At 61.2% G+C, this 24,594-nt stretch carries 20 protein-coding genes and 1 pseudogene; 9 read left to right on the plus strand and 12 right to left on the minus strand.

The window, feature by feature from the left end; all coding sequences use genetic code 11:
* Nucleotides 1–397 precede the first annotated feature (397 nt).
* Together edd and eda are read left to right on the plus strand one after the other, a co-directional pair.
* The gene (gene edd / locus SJY32_RS08855) at nt 398–2,212 is read left to right on the plus strand and encodes a phosphogluconate dehydratase (protein ID WP_376873979.1); all 1,815 of its coding nucleotides are present in this window, start codon (nt 398–400) and stop codon (nt 2,210–2,212) included.
* Nucleotides 2,213–2,322: 110 nt separating this feature from the next.
* Nucleotides 2,323–2,967 (plus strand): bifunctional 4-hydroxy-2-oxoglutarate aldolase/2-dehydro-3-deoxy-phosphogluconate aldolase, encoded by a 645-nt coding sequence (eda, locus tag SJY32_RS08860; RefSeq protein ID WP_376873981.1) that lies wholly within the window; start codon nt 2,323–2,325, stop codon nt 2,965–2,967.
* 117 nt (nt 2,968–3,084) lie between these two features.
* Here eda and SJY32_RS08865 read toward each other — a convergent pair whose 3' ends face one another.
* From SJY32_RS08865 to SJY32_RS08900, 8 genes and pseudogenes are all read right to left on the minus strand, one after another.
* The gene (locus SJY32_RS08865; RefSeq protein WP_376877653.1) at nt 3,085–3,354 is read right to left on the minus strand and encodes a hypothetical protein; all 270 of its coding nucleotides are present in this window, start codon (nt 3,352–3,354) and stop codon (nt 3,085–3,087) included.
* 39 nt (nt 3,355–3,393) lie between these two features.
* Nucleotides 3,394–6,168 (minus strand): annotated as a pseudogene (locus SJY32_RS08870) (glutamine-synthetase adenylyltransferase).
* Nucleotides 6,169–6,293: 125 nt separating this feature from the next.
* A complete protein-coding gene (locus SJY32_RS08875; protein ID WP_376873983.1) occupies nt 6,294–6,893 on the minus strand; it encodes a superoxide dismutase in 600 nt (199 codons plus the stop codon).
* Between the two features lie 144 nt (nt 6,894–7,037).
* Complete coding sequence (locus tag SJY32_RS08880; RefSeq protein ID WP_376873985.1) at nt 7,038–7,589, minus strand: sarcosine oxidase subunit gamma; 552 nt, start codon at nt 7,587–7,589, stop codon at nt 7,038–7,040.
* A complete protein-coding gene (locus SJY32_RS08885) occupies nt 7,582–10,536 on the minus strand; it encodes a sarcosine oxidase subunit alpha family protein (protein WP_376873987.1) in 2,955 nt (984 codons plus the stop codon). The genes SJY32_RS08880 and SJY32_RS08885 overlap by 8 nt, the downstream gene beginning before the upstream one ends.
* Nucleotides 10,533–10,856: a sarcosine oxidase subunit delta gene (locus SJY32_RS08890; RefSeq protein WP_376873989.1), complete on the minus strand. Its 324-nt coding sequence runs from the start codon at nt 10,854–10,856 to the stop codon at nt 10,533–10,535. The genes SJY32_RS08885 and SJY32_RS08890 overlap by 4 nt, the downstream gene beginning before the upstream one ends.
* 51 nt (nt 10,857–10,907) lie before the next feature.
* A complete protein-coding gene (locus tag SJY32_RS08895; protein WP_376873991.1) occupies nt 10,908–11,054 on the minus strand; it encodes a hypothetical protein in 147 nt (48 codons plus the stop codon).
* 154 nt (nt 11,055–11,208) lie between these two features.
* Nucleotides 11,209–12,453: a sarcosine oxidase subunit beta family protein gene (locus SJY32_RS08900; RefSeq protein WP_376873993.1), complete on the minus strand. Its 1,245-nt coding sequence runs from the start codon at nt 12,451–12,453 to the stop codon at nt 11,209–11,211.
* A gap of 312 nt (nt 12,454–12,765) precedes the next feature.
* On the opposite strand from SJY32_RS08900, the gene ccmI reads away from it, so the two are divergent.
* From ccmI to SJY32_RS08915, 3 genes are read left to right on the plus strand one after another with little or no spacing between them, the layout of a single operon-like run.
* Nucleotides 12,766–14,034, plus strand: coding sequence for a c-type cytochrome biogenesis protein CcmI (ccmI, locus tag SJY32_RS08905; protein WP_376873995.1), 1,269 nt, complete (start codon nt 12,766–12,768; stop codon nt 14,032–14,034).
* The gene (gene ruvX, locus SJY32_RS08910) at nt 14,031–14,507 is read left to right on the plus strand and encodes a Holliday junction resolvase RuvX (protein WP_376873997.1); all 477 of its coding nucleotides are present in this window, start codon (nt 14,031–14,033) and stop codon (nt 14,505–14,507) included. The genes ccmI and ruvX overlap by 4 nt, the downstream gene beginning before the upstream one ends.
* Entirely contained in the window at nt 14,504–14,740 is a 237-nt protein-coding gene (locus SJY32_RS08915; RefSeq protein WP_376873999.1) for a DUF1289 domain-containing protein, read from the plus strand. The genes ruvX and SJY32_RS08915 overlap by 4 nt, the downstream gene beginning before the upstream one ends.
* A gap of 47 nt (nt 14,741–14,787) precedes the next feature.
* Here the strand turns inward: SJY32_RS08915 and SJY32_RS08920 are convergent, their stop codons facing one another.
* A complete protein-coding gene (locus SJY32_RS08920) occupies nt 14,788–15,924 on the minus strand; it encodes an ABC transporter ATP-binding protein (RefSeq protein WP_376874001.1) in 1,137 nt (378 codons plus the stop codon).
* 392 nt (nt 15,925–16,316) lie between these two features.
* Between SJY32_RS08920 and SJY32_RS08925 the strand changes: the two genes are divergently transcribed.
* Both SJY32_RS08925 and SJY32_RS08930 read left to right on the plus strand, forming a co-directional pair.
* Nucleotides 16,317–17,333 (plus strand): Hint domain-containing protein, encoded by a 1,017-nt coding sequence (locus SJY32_RS08925; RefSeq protein ID WP_376874003.1) that lies wholly within the window; start codon nt 16,317–16,319, stop codon nt 17,331–17,333.
* A gap of 100 nt (nt 17,334–17,433) precedes the next feature.
* On the plus strand, nt 17,434–19,029 hold the full coding sequence (locus SJY32_RS08930; RefSeq protein WP_376874005.1) for a peptide chain release factor 3: 1,596 nt from the start codon (nt 17,434–17,436) through the stop codon (nt 19,027–19,029).
* A 302-nt stretch (nt 19,030–19,331) separates the two neighbouring features.
* Here the strand turns inward: SJY32_RS08930 and SJY32_RS08935 are convergent, their stop codons facing one another.
* Both SJY32_RS08935 and SJY32_RS08940 read right to left on the minus strand, forming a co-directional pair.
* Nucleotides 19,332–19,754 carry an OsmC family protein gene (locus tag SJY32_RS08935; RefSeq protein ID WP_376874007.1) on the minus strand — a complete coding sequence of 141 codons (423 nt, stop codon included), beginning with the start codon at nt 19,752–19,754 and terminating at the stop codon, nt 19,332–19,334.
* A gap of 71 nt (nt 19,755–19,825) precedes the next feature.
* On the minus strand, nt 19,826–21,022 hold the full coding sequence (locus SJY32_RS08940) for a deoxyguanosinetriphosphate triphosphohydrolase (RefSeq protein ID WP_376874009.1): 1,197 nt from the start codon (nt 21,020–21,022) through the stop codon (nt 19,826–19,828).
* Between the two features lie 129 nt (nt 21,023–21,151).
* Between SJY32_RS08940 and SJY32_RS08945 the strand changes: the two genes are divergently transcribed.
* Nucleotides 21,152–21,481 carry a HesB/IscA family protein gene (locus SJY32_RS08945; protein WP_376874011.1) on the plus strand — a complete coding sequence of 110 codons (330 nt, stop codon included), beginning with the start codon at nt 21,152–21,154 and terminating at the stop codon, nt 21,479–21,481.
* Between the two features lie 49 nt (nt 21,482–21,530).
* A complete protein-coding gene (gene xth / locus SJY32_RS08950) occupies nt 21,531–22,310 on the plus strand; it encodes an exodeoxyribonuclease III (RefSeq protein ID WP_376874013.1) in 780 nt (259 codons plus the stop codon).
* A gap of 134 nt (nt 22,311–22,444) precedes the next feature.
* On the opposite strand, the gene SJY32_RS08955 is transcribed toward xth, so the two are convergent.
* On the minus strand, nt 22,445–24,478 hold the full coding sequence (locus SJY32_RS08955) for an ASKHA domain-containing protein (RefSeq protein ID WP_376874015.1): 2,034 nt from the start codon (nt 24,476–24,478) through the stop codon (nt 22,445–22,447).
* Between the last annotated feature and the right edge of the window lie 116 nt (nt 24,479–24,594).

Raw genomic sequence — 24,594 nt, forward strand, 5'->3', positions numbered from 1 at the left:
CGTAGACTTAGCATCGAAAAAGCGTCTGGGGCCAAAGCCGCACACGCATAAGATGTATCGCTTCGCGCGACCCTCTCGCCAATGATGTGAGACGCCAGTCCCTCAGGTCTGGCCTCATCCCGGGGCGATATCCTGCGCGGTTCAGGTGAACGCGGTTTAGGATTGATCCGTTAGCGCTAACGGAGTATAGTCGCGGCAAATCCGGTGACCGCTCGCAAATCTGTTGCGCCGAGCAACATTGACGATCGGCCCACCAGCCCGCGTCCGAAATTAATCCTTTGACGCTTACGGCCCTTGATCGCCGCGCCCAAGACGTGGCCACATAGTGCCGATGCGCGTCTTCCAAGCGACCGAGAAATCGGCTCTGCATGTCATACATAGAAACATCGAGGCCCCGATGACACATACGCCCCTGAACTCCGCAATCGACCGCGTGACCGATAAAATCCGTGCACGCTCACAAGCCCGGCGCAGCGATTACCTCGCGCGCGTCGATAGCGCAGCCAACAAAGGCCCCGCCCGCGGGCATCTGGCGTGCGGCAACCAAGCCCACGCCTATGCCGCGATGGGGCAAGACAAGGATGCGCTCGTTGCCGAACGCGCGCCCAATATCGGCATCGTCACCGCCTATAACGATATGCTTTCCGCGCATCAGCCCTACGCGACCTACCCCGACCAGATCAAAGCCGCGTTGCGCGAAATCGGCGCGACGGCGCAGGTTGCGGGCGGCGTTCCGGCGATGTGTGACGGGGTCACGCAAGGCCAAGCGGGCATGGAGTTGTCGCTATTCTCGCGCGATGTGATTGCGCTGGCCGCCGGTGTCGCGCTGTCGCACAACACGTTCGACGCGGCGCTTTACCTCGGCGTTTGCGATAAAATCGTGCCGGGCCTTGTGATGGCGGCGGCGACGTTCGGCCATATTCCTGCGGTGTTCTTGCCTGCGGGGCCGATGACTTCGGGCTTGCCCAACGATGAAAAGGGCAAGGTCCGCCAGAAATACGCAACCGGCGAGATCGGCCGCGAAGAACTCATGGCCGCCGAGATGGCCTCCTACCACGGGCCGGGCACCTGCACATTCTATGGCACCGCCAACACCAACCAGATGCTGATGGAATTTATGGGCCTCCACCTCCCAGGCAGCTCGTTTGTGAACCCCAACACCCCGCTGCGCGATGCGTTGACATTGCAAGGCGCGCGTCGCGCCGCCGAGATTACCGCGTTGGGGAATGATTTCCGTCCCGCAGGCCACGTGCTTGATGAGCGCGCCTTCGTAAACGGGCTTGTCGGCTTGATGGCAACGGGCGGGTCGACCAACCTTGTCTTGCACCTGCCAGCGATGGCGATGGCTGCGGGTATCGAGCTGGATCTGGAAGACTTCGACGCGATCTCCGATGTCGTCCCGTTGATGGCAAAAGTCTATCCGAACGGGCTGGCCGATGTGAACCACTTCCATGCCGCAGGCGGTTTGCAATTCATGATCCGCGAACTGATCGGCAGCGGGCTTTTGCACGCGGACGCCTTGACTGTTGGCGGCAATAACCTTGGTGACTACACCCAAGAGCCGAAGCTGATCGACGGCAAGCTCGAGTGGGTCGAGGGCGCGCAAGAGACACTGAACGACAAAATCCTGCGCCCCACCGCGACGGGCTTTGCCAAGAACGGCGGGCTGAAACAGCTTGAGGGCAATCTGGGCCGCGGCGTTATCAAAATCTCCGCCGTTGCGCCCGAACGCCATGTGATCGAGGCCCCCGTACGCGTATTCCACGATCAAAAGGACGTCAAAACGGCCTTCCAAGCGGGGGAATTCACGTCTGACACGATCGTGGTCGTGCGCTTCCAAGGCCCTTCCGCCAACGGAATGCCCGAACTGCACTCGCTCACGCCGCAACTCACCGTGTTACAAGATCGCGGACTGAAGGTCGCGCTTGTGACAGACGGGCGGATGTCAGGTGCATCGGGTAAAGTCCCTGCCGCCATCCACGTCTCGCCCGAAGCGGCCAAGGGTGGCCCCCTTGCGCGTCTGCGCGATGGCGATATGGTGCGGCTCGACGCGGCAACTGGCATTCTAGAATGCCTCGAATCAGATTTCGCCACCCGCACCCCCGTCACGGCCGATTTGTCGGCCAACGGCCACGGCATGGGGCGCGAAATGTTCGAGATGTTCCGCCGTTCCGTCGGCAACGCAACTGAGGGCGCGGCCGTCGTCGTTTAAGGTTTCGCCCTGCGGCGAGAGAGAACAGCGCGGGCAAACGCCCAGCGCATCTCTGCGCCGCGGGGCCTATTTTGCCCGCGCGTTTTGCGCTTTGCATAACTGGAGAGACAATGACCCCGACCCAACAATCCGCCGCCGCCCGTGAGATCTGCCTTTTGGCGCCTGTCGTGCCGGTCATCGTGATCCGCGATGTCGCCCATGCGGTGCCCATGGCGAAAGCCCTGATCGCAGGCGGCCTGCCTGCGCTGGAAGTCACGCTGCGCACGCCTTGCGCGCTGGAGGCGATCCGCGCGATGGCTGATGTCGAGGGCGGCGTTGTTGGCGCCGGCACGTTGCTGACCCCTGCGGATGTGAAAGCGGCCAAGGCGGCGGGCGCGAAATTTGGCGTGTCGCCCGGCGTCACCGACACGCTTTTGAAGGCCTGCGAGGATGAAGGGCTTGCGCTCTTGCCAGGCGCGGCAACCTCCACCGAAGTCATGTATCTGTTGGAGCGCGGCTACACGGTCCAAAAGTTCTTCCCTGCCGAAGCCAATGGCGGGGCCCCTGCCCTCAAAGCGATCGGCGCGCCTTTGCCACAGGTTTCCTTCTGCCCCACGGGCGGCGTCAGCTTGAAGAACGCACCGGACTATCTCTCACTCGCCAATACCCTTTGCGTTGGCGGATCGTGGGTCGCGCCGGATGCTTTGGTGCAGGCGGGCGACTGGGCCGGCATTGAGCGGCTCGCGGCAGAAGCGGTCGCGGCGCTGAAAGCCTGACCGCACGAAAACGACTTGGGGACGCCGCAAGGAACCCCGCCGAAACCAACAGGCCGCTCGCATCTGCAAGCGGCCTGTTTTTTTTGTCGTCAATCCTTGCCCCAGATGGGGTCAACGTTAGCTCGCGAATTTCGCCGCGCGCCCCCCGCGACGCTGCGGCACCATCGTCCCTGCCGTCATCCCTTCGGTCAGCATCTTACTCATCGGATGGTCTGCATCCGCACCGTATTGCGCAAGGGCCGCACGCATGGCGGCGACGCTCTCCACGCCTTCGGGCAGGCTCAGCGCCCAATCCACGAAGATCGACCGGCATTCCTCGGCCGTAATACCCTCGATTTTGTAGCTTTCGCGGATCAACCCTTTTGGATCCGCCACCGTCATATCCATAATCGCATATCCCAACTTTTGATCCGCCCTTCGGCATCGTTAACCGGCCAAGCTGCGCTCGACAATCTCGTTAATCTGCGCGGTTGTCTCTTGAAGGCGCGCCGACAAATCTTTGAGTGTCTCACATCCCGTTTCACGCAGTAAAAACGCCCGCGCCCCCTCTCCGATTGCATCCATATCAATCGGGTTTTCCGTCAAAAGCCGTCCGCTCGCTTGCAAACGCCAGAAGAACCGGTAGGCCGACGCCAGCGCCGCCTCCTCGGATTTGGACACAAACATACCCTTCGCACCAAGGCGCAACTGCGCCTCCATCTTGCGGGCGGGGGCACCGCTGCGCAAGGCGAAGCTCTGTGCCAGCAATTCAATATCCTGCATCCGTCCCGCGCCGAGCTTGGCCTCCCACGCGCCGTCCACGGGCTTTGCCGCGAAAATCCGCGCGCGCATCTCGCCCAATTCGGTCATCACATTGGGCGCGCGGCCCTTTGCCGCCAGCACCTCGCATCGTACCGCCTCGATATCCGCCGCCAAAGCATCCGGCCCCGCAATCACCCGTGCGCGCGTTAAGGCGAGATGCTCCCACGTCCACGCTTCGGTTAATTGATAGCTACGGAAACTCTCGAAACTTGTCGCGACGGGCCCCTTTCGCCCCGATGGGCGCAATCGCATATCCACCTCGTAGAGCCGCCCCTCCGGCATCTGTGCCGAAAGCGCCGTGACCAAAGCCTGCGTCAATCGGGCGAAATAGGTGCGCGCAGGCAATGGCTTGGCGCCGTCCGATTCCTCGTCGCCCTGCGCGTCATAGATCACGATCAAATCGAGATCAGAGGCCGCATTGAGGCGTTCCGCCCCCAAGGAGCCCATCCCGATCACCGCCGCGCCGCGCCCGGGGCACGCGCCATGCCTGCGCGAGAACTCTGCCCGCACGACAGGCCAAAGCGCGCGGATCGTCGCATCCGCAAGATCGGAATATTGCTTGGCGGCCTCTTGCGCGTCAATCAGCCCGCGCAGATGATGCACCCCCACGCGGAAATGCCATTCCTTCTGCCAGCGCCGCGCAAGATCGAGCTTCGCCTCGTAATCGGATGCCGCTTCAAGCTTGGCAGAAAGCTCGCTTTGCAACACCGCCAACTCAGGCCAAGGCGCAAAGAAACTGCCGCCCAAAACACCGTCCAAAACGGCCGCATTGCGCGATAGATAATGCGATAGTGCGGGGGCCGTGCCGCAAATATCGACGATCAGATCAATGAGTTGTGGATTGGCCTCAAAAAGGGAAAACACCTGTACCCCCGCAGGAAGCCCCGCCAGAAACCGATCAAATTGCAACAACGCCTCGTCAGGGTTGGCCGCACGCATCATCCGCGTCAGGATTTCGGGCTCGACACGGCCAAACACCTCCGCCGCGCGCGCCGATCGCAGGGCCGGCAAACCGCGCCACCCTTCGACCAATGCTTCTTGTGCCTCGGAAAGTTCGGGGCGCGGTTGGGCCTGACCCGGCTGGAAGAAACCGCCCGTTAATTCCTCCACCCGCTCAAGGCGCGCCTTGATCTGCGCCGCCCATTCTTGCGTGTCGGGCGCACCCATCATCCGCGCGAGGCGGTCCATTCCGTCTTGCGTCGTGGGCACGAGATGGGTCTGGGCGTCATGCACCATCTGGATGCGATGCTCGACTTCGCGATGCGCGATGTAATGCGCGCTCAGCTCCTGCGCGATCTCGGGCGGAACCCATCCTTGTTTTGCAAGCTGCGCCAAACCACCGAGTGTCGTGCGGTCTCGCAGGCTTTCATCGCGCCCTCCGGCGATCAACTGCCGCGTTTGAGTGAAAAACTCGATCTCGCGAATGCCACCCTGCCCCAACTTCATATGATGGCCCGCGACCGTGATCTTGCCGTTGAGGCCCTTATGATCACGGATACGAAGACGCATATCGTGGGCATCTTAAATCGCCGCAAAATCCAGATGTTTGCGCCAGACGAACGGTTTGAGCGTCATGAGGAAACGCTCCCCCGCCGCCAGATCCCCCGCGCAGGGACGCGCTTTGATATAGGCCGCGCGCTCCCATGTCCGGCCTTCCGCCTCGTAGTAAAGTTCGGCCGAGGCCATGGAAATGCACACTGGCGTCACGCTGGCGTCCGGCCGCAGCCGCAAATCCGTCCGGAACACATATCCGCCAGAGCTCGTGTCATTCATGATCTGCGCCATTTTCCGCGTCACGCGGATAAAGGCCGCGCGGGCCTCGTTCCGATCATCCGGCGCGAATTGGGTTTCGTCGTAGAGGCAAATGAGGTCGATGTCAGAGGAGTAATTCAACTCACCCGCCCCCATCTTGCCCATCGCCAAAGCCACCATGCCCCCCGCGCGATCGGCGTCTTCGGGTGTGGCGCCGGGCAGCTTGCCGCGCCGGATTTCATCCGCGACCAACCGCGTGAGACAGGCGTGGACGGCCGCATCCGCAAGCTGCGTGAGCGCGCCGGTGACCTCCATCAAGGACCAAACCCCGCCCAAATCGGCAAGCCCCGCGTAGATGGCAACACGCCGCTTGGCGGCGCGCAGCCCCGCGACCAGATCGCCAAGTGCCAAATCCCGCACCGCCGCCAGCAGTTCCGCGATCACGGCATCCGGCTCTTTCACCAGCGCGCCGCGCAACCAATCGGCCTCGCGCGTGATCAGATCGTAGAAATACGGGCTCGCCGAAGCGCTATTCGCGATAAGCTCACGCAGTGCATCGGGAAGATCGCGGAACTGCTCCTCGACCTCGCGCGCGCGGTCGATATCATAGGGCAAGGGCGAACGGGTGAGTGAGGATGTGAATGTCATAGCGTCACCCTACACACGGCCATGACACCGTCAACGGCCCGCGCGCGCGACGTGAGAAGCAATGCCGACCATAAAAAAGGCCGCACCTTCTCGGCGCGGCCTTTTCAAGGTCATGTTGAGGGAAATTAGAGGCGCGATGCCACGTTTTCCCAGTTTACGAGCTTGTCGAGGAAGTTCGTGAGGTAGGCAGGGCGCTTGTTGCGGAAGTCGATGTAGTAGGAGTGTTCCCAAACATCGCAGCCCAAGAGAGCCGTCTGACCGAAGCAAAGCGGGTTCACCCCATTCTCGGTTTTGGTAACTTTCAGCGCGCCGTCAGTGTCTTTCACCAACCATGCCCAGCCCGAGCCGAACTGGCCTGCGCCCGCAGCAGCGAAGTCATCCTTGAATTTCGCGACAGAGCCGAACAACTCGGTGATCGCTTTTTCCAACTCGGACGGCATCGCGTTGCCGTTCGGGCCCATCATTTCCCAAAACTGGGTGTGGTTCCAGTGTTGGGATGCGTTGTTGAAAATGCCGTTTTGCGCAACAGCATCGGCCGCGTAGGTGCCTTTGATGATGTCCTCAACCGATTTGCCTTCCCACTCGGTGCCAGCAATCAGCTTGTTGCCGTTGTCGACATAGGCTTTGTGGTGGATGTCGTGGTGATATTCAAACGTCTCGGCCGACATGCCATGGGCGGCAAGGGCGTCATGAGCGTAAGGGAGATCGGGAAGTTCGAAAGCCATTTGAAATGTCCTTAGGTTGAAGGTCCTGTTCTGCACTCTATAGAAGGGCGCAGGCGCGGCAGGTCAAGGGCAAAGCCCGATTTTCATCTTTTCGCGGCAAAACCATGCCGACCCTTCGCCGCTAAGGCTTTGCACATATTACGTTTATGCGATTTCACCGCCCTTGCGCGACGAGAGTTCAAGAAGCCCCATCACGTAGCCCGCAACAGATCGGAACGAGATCAGCGTAATCTCGTCTTGCGAGGAGCGCCACAGCGCCACCGCGACCTGCGCCGCACGCGTGCGCCGGATCTCTCCAGTCTTCAGCGCGGCAAGATCAACGGGGCAGAGCTTCTGGATCACCTGATCCGCTTTCTCCCCCGATACGCGGAACACGGCGCGCGCGTCGGAAACATTGGTGACCAACGCGTGTTCCGCCGCCAATGCGTTCGCCAGCTTGCCCTGCAACGCCGCCGCTTGGGCGTAATCGCACATGATCAACAGCTCGTCTGGCCCCATCCATGCCGTAGAACCCTCCGCGCCCAGCGCGATCTGTCGCGTGTCGGGCACACAAAGCCCGGCAACGGTCAGCGCTTTAGCGAGTGTTTTGGACGACAAATCACACCGGATCGCGACCATTCCGCAAAGGCCAAGCTCCGCGACATCCGCGAACCCAGTGTAGCTTTGACCCTCAAGAGCCGATACGGATTTAGACATCGGCCTTCTCCCCTGCTTTGTCATAGAACACCTGATCGACAATTCGCGCCTTGTGGACCGCGCCGTTATCGCCGGGGAAATCAAGCACTTCGCCCATCCGGCTTGGCCCTTGCCGCACAAGACCCATCGCGATCCCCTTTTTCAGCATCGGCGAGTAATAGGTCGAGGTGACGCGGCCTTGCACTTTGCGCTGGCCGTTGGCGTTAAAGCCCTCCTCCACCGCATAAACCCCGTCCGGCAGCACCGATCCATCGAGCGTCTCAAGCCCGACAAGTTGCCAGCGATCCGCGCTCGCCATGAAGCTGCGCTCCTGCGCGCGTTTGCCAAGGAAATCGGTTTTCTTCTTGGAAATCGCCCATGACAGGCCGAGATCCTGCGGGATCACGGTGCCATCAGATTCGTCGCCGATCATGATGAAGCCCTTCTCCGCGCGCATGACGTGGAGCGCCTCGGTGCCGTAGGGCATGACGCCAAACGCCTGCCCCGCCGCATGAAGCGCCTCCCAGAATGCGAGGCCCTGCGAGGCGGGAACGGCGATTTCGTAGCTGAGTTCGCCCGAGAACGAGATCCGGAACACCCGCGCATCAAACCCGCCGATTTGGCCTTCCGCGAAGGTCATGAACGGCAGCGCCTCTTTGCTGACATCCATCCCGCCGAGCGCCTCGAGCAGCATCCGCGCCTTGGGGCCGACCACTGCGATCTGCGCGTATTGTTCGGTCAGATTGGCGGTGTAGACCTTCCAATCCCACCATTCGCATTGCAGCCAATCCTCCATATGCGCATGGATCCGGTCCGCGCCGCCAGATGTGGTGTGACACAGCCAGCTATCCTCCGACATCCGCACCACAACCCCGTCATCCGACAGGAACCCGTTTTCCGAACACATCAGCCCGTAGCGGCATTTGCCCACCGCCAGATTGGACATCATATTGGTGTACATCATGTCGAGGAACCGGCCCGCATCGGGGCCTTTCACGAGGATTTTGCCCAAAGTGGAGGCATCCAACAGCCCGACATTGGTCCGCGTGTTCACGATCTCGCGGTTGACGGCATCGCGGTGGCTCTCGCCCGATTTGGGATAGGTATAGGGGCGGCGCCAGAGGCCGACCGGCTCCCAATGCGCGCCCTGAGTTTCGTGCCAGCCATGGATCGGGGTGCGGCGCAGCGGTTGGAAAACCTCGCCGCGGGCTTCGCCGGTGATCGCGCCGAAGGAAATCGGCGTGTAGGGCGGGCGGAATGTGGTGGTGCCGGTTGCGGGGATCGGCTGGCCCAGCGCATCGGAGAGAACCGCCAAGCCGTTGATATTGGACAGCTTTCCCTGATCCGTGGCCATGCCAAGCGTGGTGTAGCGCTTGGTGTGTTCCACGCTTTCATAGCCTTCGCGCGCGGCCAGTTGCACGTCTGAGACTTTCACATCGTTCTGATAATCTAAGAACGCTTTTGCCCGCAGCGCCTCGGGCGCGCGCGCAGGCATCGACCAGACCGCCGCCATCGGGGTTTCCACCGCCGAGGCCGCGCCAATGCCCGCCTCCGCGCCGATCTCATCCAAGGTCATCGCGCCATTCGCCGCACCGACCGCGCGGACCATCGCTTGCCCCTTATCGCCCAGCGGCGGCCGGGCCGCATCGGGGCGGAACATCGCGCGCGCCTCGTCCCACACCAGCTTGCCGCCGGTATGCGACCACAGGTGGACGACCGGCGACCAACCGCCCGACATCGCCACGCAATCGCAGGCAATCTCGTCATGCACCGTGCCATCGCCCTCTTGCCGGCAGATCGCAACGGAGGTGACCGCTTTGCCCCCCTTAACCTTCGCAATCGCGTGATCGGGTAACACGCGAACTCCGCGCGCCCGTACCAGATCGGGCAATTCGCCGGTGGCGGTGGGCCGCGCATCCAGCACGGCGGCCACCGAAAGCCCCGCATCCAACGCGACCAATGCTGTGCGATAAGCATCGTCATTATTGGTGACGACAACGATTTTCTGTCCCGGCGCCACCGCGAAATTCACGATGTAATCACGCACCGCCCCCGCCAGCATCACGCCCGGAATATCATTGCCCGCAAAGGACAAGGGCCGCTCGATCGCGCCGGTCGCGGTGATGATCTCACGCGCGCGGATGCGCCACAGGCGGTGGCGCGGCGCATCGGAAAGCGGCGCGTGATCTGCAACCGATTGATACCCGATAACATAGCCATGATCATGCACGCCTGCCGCCATGGTGCGCTTGCGCAACGACACATTCGGCATAGATGTGAGAGTTTCCAGCGCGGTCTTGATCCAATCCGAGACTTCCGCCCCGTCCACCTGCCCGCCGTCTACCGGCGCGCGGCCGCCCCAATGCGGCGTTTGTTCCAGTACGATCACGCGCTTGCCCTCGCGGCCCGCTTTGAGCGCCGCGAGCAGACCCGCAACCCCGCCACCCGCAATCAGCACATCGCAAAAATCATAAGCCTGCTCGTACCGGTCGGCATCCGCTTGAGTCGGCGCAGCGCCGAGCCCCGCCGAATGACGCACGACCGGCTCGAACAGATGTTTCCAAGCAAAGCGCGGGAACATGAACGTTTTGTAGTAGAATCCCGCAGGAAGAAACTTCGCGAAGAGGTTATTCACACTGCCGATATCGAATTCGAGGGACGGCCAGTGGTTCTGGCTGCGCGTGACGGCCCCTTCAAACAGTTCGGTCGTCGTCGCCCGTTGGTCTGGCTCAAACCGGGCGCCCTCCCCGAGCATCAAGAGCGCATTTGGCTCCTCCGCGCCCGATCCGACCAAGCCGCGCGGCCGATGATACTTGAACGACCGCCCCAAGAGCACTTGCCCCGCGCCCAAAAGCGCCGAGGCCAGCGTATCGCCCCTAAAGCCCGTCATCGCCTTCCCGTTAAACTGAAAGGTCATCGGCTCGGTGCGGTCGATCAGACGGCCGCCTTGCGACAAACGGGTGCTCATTTGAAACCCTCCCAATCGGGACGCTTGGCCTTTACAGCCTTGATAATATCTTCTGTGGGGGCAGAGGTTTGGGCCTTATACGTCCCGAACACTTCCAATGTGGCGGTGCAGCGCGCGGCTAAGAACCATTTGCCGCAGCCATAGGCGTGGCGCCAGCGTTCGAAATGCACGCCCTTCGGATTTTTACGGGCGAACATATAGCCCTCGAAATCCTCATCCGAGCTGTCGGGGCCGAAGCGCTTCAAATGCGCCTCACCGCCCGGTGTCAGCTCTGTCTCGTCGGTCTGAACGCCGCAATACGGGCATTGGAGCGTCAGCATGGCGCGGACTCCTGCGTTGAGGTCCGCGCCATGAGGTCGTGACCAGTTAGATTAGTTGGGCAGGTCGATCTGGATTTCCGGCTCGTCCGCCGCGGGCACATCGCCGCCCGAATAGATGTACCAGCCGCCGCCCAGAACGATAACAATGAGCGCGCCGATGATGAAGCTTTTGATGCCGGAGCCGTTTGGTTCAGCCATGATCGATTATCCTTCTGAATTCGTTTCAGAAAGATAACGTCACATAAGCGCGAAGAGTTCCCGCGCATCGCGTTGGATTTGGCGCGATGCAGGGGCTCTGCCCCCGCACCCCCGGGATATTTGGGGCAACCGGAAAGGGAAACGAAGCCGGCCATCAATGCGCCACCCCCGCCGCGACGCTCTCGTCGATGAAGCGGCCCTCGCGGAAGCGGTTGAGGCCGAACTCATCGGTGAGCGGCGAGTGGCCTTTGGCGATCAGTTCGGCCATTGCAAAGCCCGATCCCGGGATCGCTTTGAACCCGCCGGTGCCCCAGCCGCAGTTGACAAAAATGCCGTCCACCGGCGTTTTGGACAGGATCGGCGAGCGGTCGCCCGTCATATCGACGATCCCGCCCCATTGGCGCAGCATTTTGAGGCGCGAGATCATCGGGAAGGTCTCGATCAGGGCGCGGGTGGTTTCCTCGACATGGTGCCATGATCCGCGCTGGGTGTAATTGTTGAACCCGTCGGTACCGCCGCCGATCACCATCTCGCCCTTGTCCGATTGCGACATATAGCCGTGGACGGTGTTGGCCATGACCACCACATCCATGCAGGGTTTGATCGGCTCTGAGACCCATGCCTGCAACGCCATCGATTCAATCGGCAGGCGGAAACCGGCTTTCTCGGCCAGAACGGAGGAATGCCCCGCCACCACCATCGCCAGTTTGCCGCAGTCAATCGCGCCGCGCGAGGTATCAATCCCGACGACCTTGCCGCCCTCGGTACGCACGGCGGTCACTTCGGTTTGCTGGATGATGTCCATGCCCATATCCGAGCACGCCCGCGCATAGCCCCAGGCCACCGCATCATGGCGCGCGGTGCCGCCGCGTTCTTGATAGAGCGCGCCGAGAACGGGATAGCGCGGCCCGTCGATATTGATGATCGGCACGAGGGATTTGACCTCCTCCGGCCCGATCCAGCGGGTCTCCACGCCTTGCAGATTATTGGCGTAAACGGTGCGTTTATAGCCGCGAACTTCGTGCTCGGTCTGGCCCAGCATCAGGAGGCCGCGCGGGCTGAACATCACGTTGTAATTGAGATCTTGCGACAGATCTTCGTACAATGAGCGCGCTTTTTCGTAGATCGCGGCGGAGGGATCTTGCAGGTAATTCGAGCGGATGATCGTTGTGTTGCGGCCCGTGTTGCCGCCGCCGAGCCAGCCCTTTTCAATCACCGCCACATTGCGGATACCGTGGACCTTGCCGAGGTAATAGGCCGTCGCCAAACCGTGCCCGCCCGCGCCGACGACGATCACATCATAGCGTTTTTTCGGCTCAGGCGAGCGCCAAGCGCGCTCCCAACCGGAATGGAACCGCAACGCTTCCCGCGCCACTGCAAACATCGAATAGCGCCGCATCCGCCACTCCTTCGCAAAAAATTTCTTACGCTCGTCGCGCCCTACCCGATCGGCGAGCCGAATCCGGAAGCCGCGCCAAACGGCCCACCCCCTTGTGATGGACCTTGATCCTCCCGCCAAGCCCGATTGATGCGGCATTCAAAAGCAAAATTGCGACATCGGATTGAAACTACGCCAAAAAGGGAGGTTTTGCCCGCGACCATTCGCCCCGCCTCTCTCGTCCTGCGCCCCTTCGCCCTTTCGCCGCGCGCCCATCCACCCTAAATAGGCATCGCGCGCGGAATGATCCGCCCTCTGACTTCGGGAACCAATATGCTCTTCTGGATCGTCACTGCTGCCCTCACAGCGATTATCGCGGCTGCGCTCGCGCTCGCCGCTTTGCGTGCCTTGCGCGCGGATCGCGATGAGGGGGATGCGCCTCACCCCGATCGCAGCGATCTCGGCGTTTACCGCGCGCAATTGGCGGAAGTGGACCGCGATCTCGCGCGGGGGATTTTGCAGCCAGCCGAGGCAGAGCGTAGCCGGACCGAAATCAAGCGCCGCATTCTGGAAGCAGACCGCAGCGCCCGGAAATCCACGCGTCCGCGCACCGCTCCGCGCGCGGCCCTGCTGACGGGAGGCGGCCTGATCGCCGCTCTGCTTTTAGGCAGCTTTGCGCTTTACGCGCGGTTGGGGTCGGCCGGATACGCGGATCAACCGATCGCCAGTCGCCTTGCGAGCGCCCAAGCCCTCTACGCAAGCCGCCCATCGCAGGAGACTGCCGAGCGCGAGGCCGCGAAGACGCGTGGGACACCGCCCGAAAATCCCGAACTTGAAGCGCTCGTCGCACAATTGCGCACAGCCATGGAACAGCGGCCAGACGCGATTGAGGGGCTGCAACTCCTTGCACAGAATGAAGAAATCCTCGGGAATTATCGCGCAGCATGGCAGGCCCAAGACCGCCTGATCGCCGCCAAACAGGCCGCGCCCGATACCGATCCAACGGCGGATGATTACGCAGGCTTGGCCGATCTGATGATTATTTCTGCCGGTGGTTTCGTGAGCCCAGAGGCGGAAGGTGCGCTCCTCAACGCCCTCAACCTCGACCCGAACAATCCCCCCGCACGCTTTTACGCGGGCATGATGATGATCCAGAACGGGCGCCCCGATCAAAGCTTTGCATTGTGGTCAAAATTGCTCGCAGAAGGGCCGGAAAACGCGCCGTGGATCGCGCCCATTCGCAGCAGTATCAACGAGCTGGCGTGGCTTGCGGGCGAGCCCAACTATATCGCTCCCCCCGCGATCGCGCCGCCCGCCGGGGGGAGCATGGCCCCCTTGCCGGGCCCTGACGCCGATGCCGTCGCCGCCGCATCCGACCTGACCCAAGACGAGCGGGACGAGATGGTGCAAGGCATGGTCAACCAACTCGCAGCGCGCTTGCAAGCCGAAGGCGGAAACCCGCAAGAATGGGCACGTCTTATCGCGGCCCTCACCGTTTTGGGTGATATTCCAACCCGTGATGCGGCGATTACATCGGCCAAATCGGCCTATCCCGGTCAGGCTGACTTGTTCGATCAAGCTGCTAAAGGAGCCTCGCAATGATCTGTGAAACGATGGACGATTTCGCGCCGCTCATGCCCGCATTCGGCGCGATCGCCGGGCTGGATCTCGGCACGAAAACGATCGGCGTCTCCGTCTCCGACAGCATGCGATCGGTAGCCACCCCCCTCTCCACAATCCGGCGCGAAAAATTCACGCTGGATGTCGCACAGCTCCTCAAAATCACGACGGCGCGCGAGATCAAGGGGCTTGTTCTCGGTCTGCCCCGAAATATGGACGGATCGGAAGGACCGCGTTGCCAATCGACCCGCGCCTTTGCGCGGAATCTGGAAAAGCTCACGCCTCTGCCGATCACTTTTTGGGATGAGCGCCTGTCGACGGTAGCCGCCGAACGCGCCATGCTTGAGGCGGATATGTCTCGAAAACGTCGCGCAGAGGTGATCGACCACGTCGCCGCGGGCTATATTTTGCAAGGCGCATTGGATCGTTTGGCACATATCAAGAGGGCAATATGACGACGAATACCGCGATTTGGGAACGCGACGAGCCGCAAAGCCCTTGTGTGAAAATTTGCGTCATGCATCCGGTCGAGGGTCTCTGCGTGGGGTGCTTGCGCAGCCTGCCCGAAATCGCGACATGGGGCCAGATGGCGCGGGCGGAGCGGCAAGCGATCCTTGACGACCTATCGGCAAGAGCGCCGCGCTTGTCAAAGCGACGCGGCGGGCGCATGGCGCGGGTGAAAGAGTAACCCGCCCGCACGGGGCGGCACGCAGGGCGAGGCGTCCCGCGCCAGTTTTACCGCTTTGCGAATACAAAACACCTGTCGCGCCGGATCATGAGCCACATAGGCGTTCCGGTTTTGGGCAGGAAAACGTTGGGAACGGTGGTCTTCAACGTTGATCCGTCGAAATCCATCTTGAATTCAACCAAGCTCTCTCGCCCCATAAAGCGGGCGCGCTGAACGACGCCGCGCGCCGCCGTGCCGTCTTGCGGTGTCGGGTTCGGGCCGCGCCCCGCGCGATCGAAATCGATTTTCAGGTGCTGAGGCCGGATCACAATCTCGACCTCCGTTCCGTCGGGCTGGCCCGGCATCAAGAAGTCCCCGAAGGGCGTGGCGGTCAGCGCCCCCTGAACAGTCGAGGTGAGGATGTTTACATCCGAGAAGAACTGCGCCGCGGCACGATCAACCGGTGCGTTATAGAGGTTATAGGGCGCGCCGCGCTGCACGATTTTACCGCCGCGCATGAGCAGAATTTGATCCGCCATCCGCATCGCCTCATGCGGCTCGTGGGTGACGAGCAAGACGGCTGTGCCCTCCTCTTTCAAAAGCGCGAGCGTCTCGTCGCGGATATCATCGCGCAGTCGCTCATCAAGGCCCGAAAAAGGTTCATCCATCAAAAGGATACGCGGGCTGGGCGCCAAGGCCCGCGCCAAGGCGACGCGCTGTTGCTCGCCGCCCGATAGCGCATGCGGGAAGCTGTCGATATGGCGCGCAAGGTGCACGCGTTTGAGGAGATCCATGACGCGGGCACGTTTTTCGGCCTTGGTCCCCGTCAACCCGAACGCGACATTCTCGGCGACGCTGAGATGCGGAAACAAGGCGAAATCCTGAAACATCAACCCGATAGACCGACGTTCCGGCGGGATACGGAACACGGTGTCGCAGACAAGTTTGCCATCGACGAAAATCTTGCCGGAATCTTGCATGTCGACGCCTGCGATCATCCGCAACGTCGTCGACTTACCGCAGCCCGATTGCCCCAAAAGACATGTCACCTGCCCCGCCGGAATCGCGAAGGACACATCATCCACCACGCAACGCCCATCGAATTCACGCATCAATCCCTGCACCTCCAACCGCGCAGGCGCGGCGGGCGCTGTAGCCTCGTCGGGGGCGTGGGACTGGGCGCTGGGGGCGGTTCGCAGGGGCATCGCGATATCCGATCAATTTACTTGGTCGACATTGGCGATACCAGCCACCGCCCCGCGACGCAAGCGCGTCACCATGCCGCGACGCCTTGTAACTCATCGGTAAGGGGTTAATGTTGAACGCGTATCCATCACGACACGCCTGCCGAGCCTCCCCGATATGATTTTCGCGCGCACATCCTTTGCCCATCCCAGTGCGTTGACCGGATCGCCCGCCTGCGTGCCGCGCCCGCGCCCCGTCCGCCAAGCATAGATCCCACGCCGTCCGCCCCGCGATTTGCACCCAATCTTCAAACAAATGCCCCATTTACCGCCGAAGACTTGACGCAAGGGGAGAGAACCACGATCTCCCCAGACAGTCGTAGGAGGTAGGATCCTTGATCCCGAAAGTATCCATGAGCACCGAATTCGCCCCGACCCCGATCTCCCCTGCTCCCGCACAGGCGACCCATGTCTATGACGTGGAGGATATTTGGGTGATTTCGGGCGCCAATCAGGGCGATGCTTTGGGAGACCCGTTCGAATGCGAGCCGGGCGATACCTACCAGTTGGAGCGTGATGCGACCCCGCTTCGCCTGATGCTCAGCACCAATGCCGACGGCCAGCAAATCATCGCCGAAGGTTCGGAAATCGGCACGCAGGGCGACCAAATCACCCTGACCGCGAGATATGTGATGATGGCCCCCGATAGCGACAAGGTGGATCTCTTGCTGATCCGGCATGAGCCAAGCGGACATCGCTTTGCCCTGCCCCTGTCGCCGATCGCGCCGCGCGTCGATTATATGCTGATTGAGGCGCATGAAGATCCCGGCACGACGCAGTTGGCGGATCTGGTATGCGTCGCCTTCACAACCGGCACGATGATCACACTCGCTGGCGGTGCCCAACGGCCAATCGAATCTTTGCAGGCGGGCGACCGTATTCTAACCCGCGATTCCGGCCCGCAACCGCTGCGGCTGGTCGCGAAGGCAACCTTGCGCGCCTTGGGGACATTCGCGCCGGTCGTGATCTCATCGGGCACTTTGGGGAACGAGGGCGATCTTGTCGTCTCGCCCCATCACCGCATCTTCCTATATCGCCGTGGCGAGCGCCGAATTGGCACAACATCCGAGACATTGGTGCAGGCCAAGCATCTGGTGGACGGCGAGAACGTCTGGCAGCGCGAAGGGGGATATGTCGATTACTACGCCTTGGTCTTTGACCGCCACGAGATCATCTATGCCGAAGGCATTCCGTGCGAAAGCCTGATGGTTTCGGAGGCGACCTTGGGGGTTTTGCCGCAAGACCTCGCCGCGGAGGTGCGCGACCGTCTTCCCGGTCTGACCCACCGCCCCCATTTCGGAACGGAAGCGGGGCGTGATCTGCTCGATAGCGTTGGCCGTGATAAGATTTTCAGGCGACGCGACGAGTAAAATGGCCGCCGTGCGCGCGTGACCCCGCGGCAGATTGCCTTCCGCGCGCGACGTAGCAATCCCCATTGCCCAAAACCGCGCTGTCGGGTAAATCCCGCGCATGACACAGACCGCTCAACTCCCCGCTCAAATCGCCCGCCGCAGGACTTTCGCGATCATTTCGCACCCTGACGCGGGCAAGACCACGCTCACTGAAAAGTTCCTGCTATTTGGCGGCGCTATTCAGATGGCCGGACAGGTGCGGGCCAAAGGCGAGGCGCGGCGCACGCGCTCTGACTTCATGAAGATGGAGCAAGATCGCGGGATTTCGGTTTCGGCCTCGGCTATGTCGTTCGAATATAAAGACTATCTGTTCAATCTCGTCGACACGCCCGGCCACTCGGATTTCTCCGAGGATACCTACCGCACGCTAACGGCGGTGGATGCGGCCATCATGGTGATCGACGGGGCGAAGGGGGTTGAGAGCCAGACGCGCAAGCTGTTTGAGGTATGCCGGCTGCGCGATTTGCCGATCTTGACATTTTGTAACAAGATGGACCGCGAAAGCCGCGACACGTTCGAGATCATTGACGAAATTCAAGAGAATCTCGCGATTGACGTGGCCCCTGCGTCTTGGCCTATCGGGGTCGGGCGCGATTTTCTTGGCTGCTATGATTTGCTGCACGACCGTCTGGAATTGATGGATCGGGCGGATCGTAACCGCGTGGCGGAGACGGTGAAAATCACCGGTCTGGACGATCCGAAGCTGGCCGAGCATATCCCCGCCGCACAATTGGCGCAGCTACGCGAAGAAATCGAGATGGCGCGCGAATTGCTGCCGGCGTTTGATCGCCAAAGCTTCCTCGAGGGGCATATGACGCCGATCTGGTTTGGCTCTGCGATCAATTCCTTCGGGGTGCGCGAATTGATGGACGGGATTGGCGAGTTCGGCCCCCTTCCACAGCCGCAAAAATCCGCAGGCCGCACCATTGACCCGGCCGAAAGCCCCGTCACGGGTTTTGTCTTTAAAGTTCAAGCCAATATGGACCCGAAACACCGCGACCGCGTTGCGTTCGTTCGCCTCGCCTCGGGGCATTTCGAGCGCGGCATGAAGCTGAACCATGTGCGGTTGAAAAAGCCGATGGCGATCACCAACCCTGTTTTGTTCCTCGCCGCGGACCGTGAACTGGCCGAGGAAGCCTGGGCGGGCGACATCATCGGTATTCCAAACCACGGGCAATTGCGGATCGGGGATGCGCTGACCGAGGGCGAACCGCTGCAGTTCACCGGCATCCCGAGCTTTGCGCCCGAGCTGTTGAACACGGTGCGCGCGCTTGACCCGATGAAGGCCAAGCATCTGGATAAGGCGCTTTTGCAATTTGCCGAGGAAGGCGCCGCCAAAGTTTTCAAACCGATGATTGGTTCGGGCTTTATCGTGGGTGTTGTTGGCGCGTTGCAGTTCGAGGTTCTCGCAAGCCGGATCGAAATCGAATACGGTCTTCCGGTCCGCTTCGAGCAGAGCCAGTTCACCTCCGCGCGCTGGATCTCCGGTCCGAAGGCGGAGGTCGAGAAGATGGTCAATATCAACAAGCAGCATATCGCCACCGATAGCGACGGCGACATGGTTTTCCTGACGCGGCTGCAATGGGACATCGACCGCGTTGCACGCGACTATCCGGAGCTAAAACTGACCGCGACGAAGGAAATGATGGTTTAACCCCCATCCCCTCATCGCAAGACCTGCGGCGCGGCATGTGGCGAATAGGCCAGATGCCGCGCTTTTCATATCAACGAGAATGTCAATTTCTCTCGATGCTTCGAGATTTTATCATCGGTCTCTTGCAATCATCTGCGCAGATCCCAAATCAAGTTGAGCGACGCAGCTTGCACGGGGTTCCTCCCTGTCCCCCCGCAAGGCCGACGCGATCTCATCCCGGCACGGGATGTGAAACGGCCGGTCAAGGGTCCTCCCCCCCTGACCGGCCGCAAATTTTTTCAGCTGGTGCCGATATGCGCGGATTAGGCGACGCTCAGATCCAACGTGATTTCGCAATTCAGAAGCTGCGAAACGGGGCATCCCTCTTTGGCGGCCTCGGCAACCTCACGAATATCGTCCTCATCCGCATCGGCTTTTACGGTGCAGGTCAACTCGGATTTCAGAATTGAGAACCCGGCCGCCGTCTTATCCATGACGATCACACATTGCGTCTCAATCGCAACACCCGTGATCTCGGCCCCTGATAGCATGTTCGCAAACGCCATCGAGAAACAGGACGCATGGGCCGCGGCGATCAATTCTTCCGGATTCGTGCCCGATTTATCCTCAAATCGGGTGTTGAAACCGTAGGGCTGCGCGGTGAGCGCGCCCGATTGGGTCGAAATTTCGCCGCCGCCGTCTTTAAGATCGCCCGTCCATTTTGCTGTGCCGGATTTCTTGATCATGATCTTCTCCTAAATGAGTCATTCATAAAACGCGGTGCGCGCGGGTTTGTTCCTTTGCGCGGGCTCGCTGCTTAACCGTTCGGGTCGATCAAGCGCTGGTATTCCTGAATCGCGAACCGATCCGTCATCCCCGCCACATAATCCAGAACGATCCGCGCCAGAGTTTGCTGGCGATTGTCGTCGCGCGCCAGTGCCGCCGCAACATCGTCATGCCAATCCTCGGGCAAAAGCTCGGGGCGCTCCATGAACAAAGGGAACAGCGCATTGACCATCCCCGTGACCCGCTCGCGTTCCACCACAACCGAGGGCGCGCGGTACATCCGTGTGAACAAAAAGCCCTTAATCGCTTTCAAATTCTGGTAAAGCGGCTTCGAGAACCGGATAATCGGCCCGTCCATCGAGCGAATATCATCCGCCGCCTGTGGTTGAAGGGCGGCGAGGCGGTTCTCCGCGACGGCAATCACATCCTCCACCATCACGCCGAAGACACGGCGCAACGCCTCATGGCGGCGGCGCATCGGTTCCAACCCCGGATGCAAACGATCCACCTCCGCGAAACACTCCCCGATCACAGGCAATTCGCAAAGATCATCCTCGGTGAACAGCCCTGCGCGCAAACCGTCATGCAAATCATGGTGGTTATAGGCACAGTCATCTGCCACGGCCGCAACCTGCGCCTCGGCAGAGGCATTCGTCGCGAGTTCGAGATCCCACATGTCATCAACTTCGATCAACGCGTAGGGCAGCAAATCGCGCGAGGGCGCCGAATGCGAGCCACCATGATCGGAGATGGCGGGGCCGTTGTGCTTGGCGATGCCCTCCAACGTCTCCCACGTAAGGTTCAGGCCGTCAAAGCCTGCGTAATGTTTTTCCAACTTCGTCACAATCCTCAGCGCCTGCGCATTGTGATCAAACCCGCCATAGGGGGCCATCAGCTCGTGCAGGGCATCCTCGCCGGTGTGGCCGAAAGGCGGATGGCCCAAATCATGCGCCAGCGCGACAGCTTCCGCCAGATCGGTGTTCAGACCCAACGCCGCCGCAATGGTGCGCGCCACTTGCGCGACCTCGATCGTATGCGTCAGCCGCGTGCGGTAATAGTCGCCCTCGTGTTCGACAAACACCTGTGTCTTGTGTTTGAGACGACGGAACGCGGAGGAGTGGATGATCCGGTCGCGATCACGTTGAAAAGGCGACCGAAATGTCGAGATACTCTCATCAAACAACCGTCCACGGCTATCCACGGGCTGGCAGGCATAGGGTTTGAGCATCAAGGCTCCTTATCAACTTAAGCAAGATCATCGGCGCGGGTTCTTGTGCCGCCTCCCCTCAACTCTATATAGTCTTTGTAACGGATGAACAGGCCTCGCCCTTTGCGCAGGCCATCCTCGGAGGCCAAAATGCTCACCCTGCCGCCCAAAGTGACCGATCGCGCGTTTAACCGCTTGAAAGAGATCAACGAAAGCAGCGACACCCCGCAAGCCCTGCGCGTGGCGGTGGAAGGTGGCGGCTGTTCGGGATTCCAATACGAGATCAAACTCGACACCCCCGCCTCCGACGACATCATCTTGGAAGGCGCGGGCCAGAAGGTGCTGATCGATCCGGTCTCGTTACCATTCCTGACCGGCGCGGTGATTGATTTCACCGATGAATTGATCGGCGCGCGCTTCGCGATCGAAAACCCCAATGCGACAAGTTCGTGCGGGTGCGGGACCTCGTTCTCGATGTAAGTTGCGCCCTCCGCTCCCCCCCCTACAAAGGCGAAAAGCGGAGGCTCCAATGAAAATCGCAACCTTCAATATCAACGGCATCAAAGCCCGGATCGAGGCGCTGCCGGCTTGGCTCGAAATCGCCAAGCCTGACGTCGCGATGCTGCAAGAGATCAAATCCGTCGATGAAGGTTTCCCGTCCGAGATCTTCGAAGACATGGGCTACCGCGTTGAGACGCATGGCCAAAAAAGCTTCAATGGTGTCGCCATCCTGTCGCGCCTGCCGCTTGAGGATGTAACCCGAGGGCTGGCGGGCGACGATACAGACGAGCAAGCGCGTTACATTGAAGCCACGGTGATTGGCAAGACCGCCGTCCGGCTCTGCTGTCTGTATCTGCCAAATGGCAATCCGGTTCCCGGCCCCAAGTATGACTATAAGCTCGCATGGATGGACCGGCTGCATGCCCGCGCGAAAGAGCTGCTCGTGCAGGAGATCCCCTTCGTGATGGCGGGCGATTATAATATTATCGAACAAGACACGGATGCCGCGAAACCCGAGCTATGGCGCGAGGATGCGCTCGCACTGCCGACCTCCCGCGCGGCATACCGTAAAATTGCGGCGCTCGGCTTGACGAATGCGCTTCGTGCCAAACACCCCGAAGCGGGGCTCTACTCGTTTTGGGATTATCAGGCCGGCGCGTGGCAGAAGAACAACGGGATTTTGATCGACCATCTTCTGCTATCCCCGCAAGCTGCGGATCTTCTGATCGATGCAGGGATCGATAAGAACACGCGCGCAGGCGACAAGCCCTCCGACCATGTGCCTGTGTGGGCACAGCTGGACGCCTGAAGCCAAGGGGCTCTGCCCCTCTGCTACGCATTCACCCCGGGATATTTTTGGCAACCGGAAAGGCACGATGCGCCTGCCGGTTGCCCGAATTGTGACGCGGAAGGGTGGCGGGGATAGCTCCGCGCCGCCCTATTTTAACCGCGACGCCGGCGGCGACCTGCGCCGTCTCCCCCGCCGGCGACGTTGAAGCTCACCGCAGGGAGCGTCACAAGCGTTGCGAGATGCGGGAAGTCGGCCGTCGCATGCGGGATCGCGTTCGCGGCGACAAAATGCTCTTGGAAGCGCGGCTCGATTGCGGTTTCAATTTTGTGGATCCGCTTCACTTGCGCCTCGATCGACCGGCGCGCCGCAACAGAGCAAAGCGCCATGCGCGCGCCCGTGCCCGCAGCATTGCCAGCCGAGGTCACTTGCCCGATCTCACAATCAGGGATCATCCCCAGCACCATCGCATGCAACGGGGAAATATGCGCACCAAAAGCCCCCGCCAGCACGACGCGGTCAAGATGATCGACGCCAAGCTCATCCATGAGCAAGCGCGCCCCCGCGTAGAGCGCGGATTTTGCAAGCTGGATCGCGCGAATATCGCCCTGCGTGACGGTTATGCGCGGCCCCCCCTCATGGGTGGCATCATAGATGACGTATTCATGCGTCCTCCCCGTTGGCATTGATCGCGGGGTGCCTGTTTGCTCGCTCGAGCCGATCAAGCCCGACGGATCGACGAGGCCCGCGATGCGCATCTCCGCGACCGCCTCAATGATTCCGGATCCGCAAATCCCTGTCACGCCAGTCGTCGCGATCGCATCGGCGAAGCCCTCCTCGTCCGACCAGACCTCCGAGCCGATGACGCGGAAGCGGGGTTCTTTGGTCACCGGATCGATGCGGATACGCTCGATCGCGCCTGGCGCGGCGCGCTGGCCTGATGAAATTTGCGCCCCTTCGAAGGCTGGCCCTGTCGGGGAGGAACATGCCAACACCCGCGCTTTGTTGCCCAAAAGGATCTCGGCATTCGTCCCGACATCGACGATGAGCGATAATTCGTCTTTTGTTTCGGGCGCTTCCGACAGTGCGACCGCCGCCGCATCCGCCCCGACATGGCCCGCGATCAAGGGCAGAAGATAGCACTGCGCCCCCGCCGCGAGATCCAAGCCGAGATCGCGCGCGGGCAAGGTGATTGCTTCGGAGGTTGCCAGCGCAAACGGCGCCTGCCCCAGTTCGACCGGATCAATCCCGAGCAACAGATGGTGCATGACCGGATTACAAACAACGACCGTCTCGACGATTTCGGCGGTCGCCACCCCCGCCTCCTCTGCCAAGGCTTTCGCCAGATTGTTCAATCCCTCCCGCACAACGCTCGTCATTTCGACATCGCCGCCGGGATTCATCATGACGTAGGAGACGCGACTCATCAGATCTTCCCCGAAACGGATCTGCGGGTTCATCAGCCCCGATGAAGCCAGAACCGATCCGTCCGTCAGAGAGACGAGATGACCCGCAATCGTGGTTGACCCCAGATCGATCGCCAGCCCGTAGAGCGGCGCCTCGCGCAGGCCTGCGAATGTCGCAACCAAACGAGGGGCTTGCGCGGCATCGCCCTGCCAGACGGCGGCCGTGACCTGCCAATTGCCCTTGCGGAGGACGGGCTGCAATTTTGACAAAACGGGAAGATCAGCCTGAAGCCCCGTCACGCCGAACCCGTCCTCCAATGCTTTTGCGAGGCGCTGGAAGTCCCCCAGCGGCTCGTGCATGTCTGGTTCTGGCACATCCACCAAATAGACCCGAACCGCCGGATCCATCTGCATCACCCGTTCGGAGGCAGATTTGCGGATGACCTGCTTATGGACTTGGGACTCGGGCGGAACGTCGAGCACCACGTCGCCTTGAATACATGCCTGACAGCCCAACCGCCGCCCCGGCTTCAGGCCGCGCACGCGCTCATAACGTTCCTCAACGGCATTCACGGGCGACAGCGCCTCGGCGGAAACCGTCACCCCGTGCTTGGCAAACTCGCCCTGCCCGACTGAAACCTGACATTTCGAGCAGATCCCCCGCCCGCCGCAGACCGAATCGAGATCGACCCCCATCTGGCGTGCGGCTTGAAGCACGGTTGTGCCCTTTGCGACATGCGCACGCTTTCCCGATGGGGTAAAAATTACGAGGGCATCATCCATAGCGGTCTCCGATCCTGCGATAGCGCTGTTTTAGGGCCTGCGCGCCAGAAATCAAAGCCTCCGCGCGACCTCTTTCCCGCTCATTGCGGCATTGAGGACGGGGGGCAGGCCAAGAC

The organism is Albirhodobacter sp. R86504, from assembly GCF_042466415.1.
Taxonomy (GTDB): domain Bacteria; phylum Pseudomonadota; class Alphaproteobacteria; order Rhodobacterales; family Rhodobacteraceae; genus Albirhodobacter.